Here is a 3,607-nt window from a genome sequence, read left to right as displayed (position 1 = left end):
TCTGCTACATATTCCGCACTGCCAAGCGTGCTGCCGCTGATAAGAGTGATGTCTGCCATGCTCGCCCACCTTTATAAAGAAGGCGCATTGTACGCTGTGAGCGAGCTGGGATCTACCTGTGGAAAAATGTGGGATTAAAAAAAATGATCATGGCTTGATGGTACGCATGATCGGGTTCTGCAGGACGATCAGGGTTTCAGTGGACTGAATTTCATCAATTGTTTGGATCTTGTTGATAAGTACCTGTTGCAGCGCGTCGATCGACTTGCACATCACCTTAATAAAGATGCTGTAGTGGCCGGTGGTGTAATAGGCTTCGGTCACTTCGTCAAGGCTTTCCAGTCTGGCCAGCGCTGACGGATAGTCCTTCGCGCTTTTCAGAATGATGCCGATAAAGCAACCGACGTCATAACCCAACTGTTTGGGACTGACATCAATACGCGCACCGGTGATGATCCCGGCCTGCTTCATCTTTTCTACGCGAACGTGAATTGTCCCCGGACTAACGCCAAACTGTTTGGCCAATTCTGCGTAGGCGGTGCGAGCATTTTCCATCAGGGCATCAAGAATGCCGCGGTCCAGATTGTCGATCTGATAATTTTCCATAGGTTTTTCTTATGTAGATTAATGATTCTTTTTATTTTAGACGTTAATTTTAACGAATCAAAATCGAAGTCGGCTTTTTGTTTGTTGATTATTGAATATTACCTCCATTCTGTTGCTTAATCATAGGCAACAGGACACAGGAGTACACATAATGAAAACCGCTTACATTGCCAAACAACGTCAAATTAGCTTCGTAAAATCTCATTTTTCTCGTCAGCTGGAAGAGCGTTTAGGTCTGATCGAAGTTCAGGCTCCGATCCTCAGCCGCGTAGGAGATGGCACGCAGGATAACTTGTCGGGCTGTGAAAAAGCGGTGCAGGTGAAGGTTAAAGCATTACCGGACGCTCAATTCGAAGTGGTTCATTCACTGGCGAAGTGGAAGCGTCAAACGTTAGGACAACACGACTTTAGCGCAGGCGAAGGGTTGTACACGCACATGAAGGCCCTGCGTCCCGATGAAGATCGCCTCTCCCCACTGCACTCAGTGTATGTTGACCAGTGGGACTGGGAGCGCGTGATGGGCGACGGCGAGCGTCAATTCTCCACTCTGAAAAGCACGGTAGAGGCTATCTGGGCGGGAATTAAGGCCACCGAGGCTGCGGTTAGTAAAGAGTTTGGTCTGGCACCGTTCCTGCCAGAGCAGATCCACTTTGTTCATAGCCAGGAGCTGTTATCTCGTTATCCGGATCTTGACGCGAAAGGTCGTGAACGTGCGATCGCGAAAGAACTGGGCGCAGTATTCCTGGTAGGTATCGGCGGCAAGCTCAGTGATGGTCACCGTCATGATGTACGCGCGCCGGATTATGATGACTGGAGTTCAGCGTCTGAGCTGGGTCACGCCGGTCTGAACGGTGATATTCTGGTGTGGAACCCGGTTCTGGAAGATGCGTTTGAGCTGTCTTCGATGGGGATCCGTGTGGATGCCGACACCCTTAAACACCAGCTTTCATTGACCGGTGATGAAGATCGTCTGAGTCTGGAATGGCACCAGGCGCTGCTGCGTGGTGAAATGCCGCAGACAATCGGTGGCGGCATTGGACAGTCGCGTTTGACCATGCTGCTGCTGCAATTACCGCACATTGGTCAGGTGCAGTGTGGCGTGTGGCCGGCACAGGTACGTGAAAGCGTTTCTTCCCTGCTGTAATAATTAACGCCGCCAGCGTCTGAGCAGGCGGCTTCGCATCCCGGTATCAAAGCGCCAGATATGATCGAAAATGCGCATGATGCCGGGTTTGCCGTGTGCTGACATCGCCACCGCATGAAAACGATGCTGGTGCACCCGCTGTAATTCACCCACTTTATTGACGACCTCATCGGGCAATCGCTGAGCGATAAAATCAGAGATCACCACCGCATCGGCATCAAACCATTCCCGGCCCTGCATGCGCTCAATAATGGCGCGAAAGCAGCTGGCAATATCGGTACCGCCGCGAAAACGCTGGCTTAAAAAACGGATCGCTTGTTCAATGCCTTCCGGACCAGACAGCTCATAGCGCACCACTTCTGTTGAAAACAGCATAATGAAACAGCGCCGGTTATCGGCCAGGGCGACGCGCATTAGCGCCAGGCAAAAGGCTTTTGCACATTGCTCATTAAAACCGCCCATTGATCCCGACGTATCAACGCAAACAATAAACGGTCCGCGCGGCTGCTCGTCAAAATCCTGATGCACCACCGGACGTTCCGTTACTTTCTCGCGCCATGCCTCGCCGTGCAGACGATAGGTCAACAGCTGCTTTTCCACCAGCCGTCGGTAGAACTCGTATTCCAGTTCAGTAATGCCCAGTGTGGCCAGTTCCGGCGGCAACAGGCGCAGGATGTCGTCGCTTTGCTGGATGCCATCCACCTGTTCCGGGACGGTGGCGGGTTCCCGCACAAGGGTACGGAAGGTCTCCATGGGTGCATCTTTACGCGGCACAGATTTGGCCTCTCTGGAACGGCCTAACTGTTCAGCCAGACGCTGGAGTTCGGGTTGTTGCGCCAGAAATTCGCCGTATTTCACCATCAGTTGATAATCGCCGCGCTTGATTTGACCTGCGCTCATATCCCATAACCGGCCTGCGGCGTTGTCGTTTTCTGCCAGAACGGGTTCCAGTTGCCCGCTAAGGGTCATCCGTTCCTGAACTTCACTAAGTAAATGTTCACGCTCATCTTCCAGCAGTTGCTGATTCAGCGTTGTAGTTTGTACCACCAGACTCAGGCGCCAGCGCTGGAGAAAAAGCGTATGCAGGGCGGGCGTAAAGGTACTGTTGTCATCAACCAGTTGCTGCGCTTGCCCGGCCCACGGCGAATGGAGGCGGTGTAATAGCGCCAATATTTGCGGGAGCTGGACCATAAACTGCGCATGAGAGAGGAGCTGGCTTTGTTGGTAACAAATGACCTCTTCCGTCAACTCCGGCGGTACATGGGTATCTTTGAGGCGGCTGCGCAGTGACTCGCGCCAGCGGGGAATATCGTCAGTAATCGCTTTTTTAAGGCGAGGAAACTTTTTAAAAAACACCACCATCTTTGGAGAAGCCAGCAGGGCGACGATCATCTCTTCGATCATCGCCTCTTCACTGACTGCCAGCATGATATTGAGCGTATCAAGGGTTAGCATTGTTGCGCCTGGCGGATTTGTGCCCCGACATCCTGCAGGCTGGCCTCAATGCGGCCTAACCAGTCGCTATGAATAAACAGACATTTTTGCTGTTCGCTGAATGCACTGTGCTGCTGGTGCCACTCGTTATCAAGTGCTTCAAGCTGCTGTTTTATCTCATCAGGCATACTCTCTTGCGATGCACCGGGCAGCGCCAGACGAGAGCCTTGCAAACTGACGTCGCGCACAACCAGGTGCTGTGCGCTATCGACTTCCATGTTCAGCGTTTGGGCGAAGCCGATCCCGTTTAATTTTCCGCGGATCTCACCACCTTTGGTTAGCCACTGTTCCAGCGCTCCCCGTTCGAAAGCAATATGGATAACTTCCATATCATGTAGTTTTAAGGGTTTTTGCAGCAGTAAT

General features: G+C 52.1%; 4 protein-coding genes. 1 reads left to right on the top strand and 3 read right to left on the bottom strand.

What is annotated here, in order from left to right; translation table 11 throughout:
* Positions 1-147: 147 nt before the first annotated feature.
* Entirely contained in the window at positions 148-606 is a 459-nt protein-coding gene (asnC, locus tag KQJ18_RS22570) for a transcriptional regulator AsnC (RefSeq protein WP_003023780.1), read from the bottom strand.
* A 151-nt stretch (positions 607-757) separates the two neighbouring features.
* Between asnC and asnA the strand changes: the two genes are divergently transcribed.
* Positions 758-1,750 carry an aspartate--ammonia ligase gene (gene asnA, locus KQJ18_RS22565; RefSeq protein ID WP_069323645.1) on the top strand — a complete coding sequence of 331 codons (993 nt, stop codon included), beginning with the start codon at positions 758-760 and terminating at the stop codon, positions 1,748-1,750.
* 3 nt (positions 1,751-1,753) lie between these two features.
* On the opposite strand, the gene viaA is transcribed toward asnA, so the two are convergent.
* The gene (gene viaA / locus KQJ18_RS22560; protein WP_085049157.1) at positions 1,754-3,205 is read right to left on the bottom strand and encodes an ATPase RavA stimulator ViaA; all 1,452 of its coding nucleotides are present in this window, start codon (positions 3,203-3,205) and stop codon (positions 1,754-1,756) included.
* Positions 3,199-3,607, bottom strand: a 409-nt coding sequence (locus tag KQJ18_RS22555; RefSeq protein WP_216422798.1) for an ATPase RavA domain-containing protein, incomplete at its 5' end; no start/stop codon positions are given. The genes KQJ18_RS22555 and viaA, both read right to left, overlap by 7 nt.

It is taken from the genome of Citrobacter sp. S55_ASV_140 (assembly GCF_018919505.1).
Lineage (GTDB): Bacteria > Pseudomonadota > Gammaproteobacteria > Enterobacterales > Enterobacteriaceae > Citrobacter > Citrobacter werkmanii.
The sequence above is the reverse complement of the archived record's forward strand: the minus strand, read 5'-3'. Positions and strand labels throughout refer to the sequence as shown.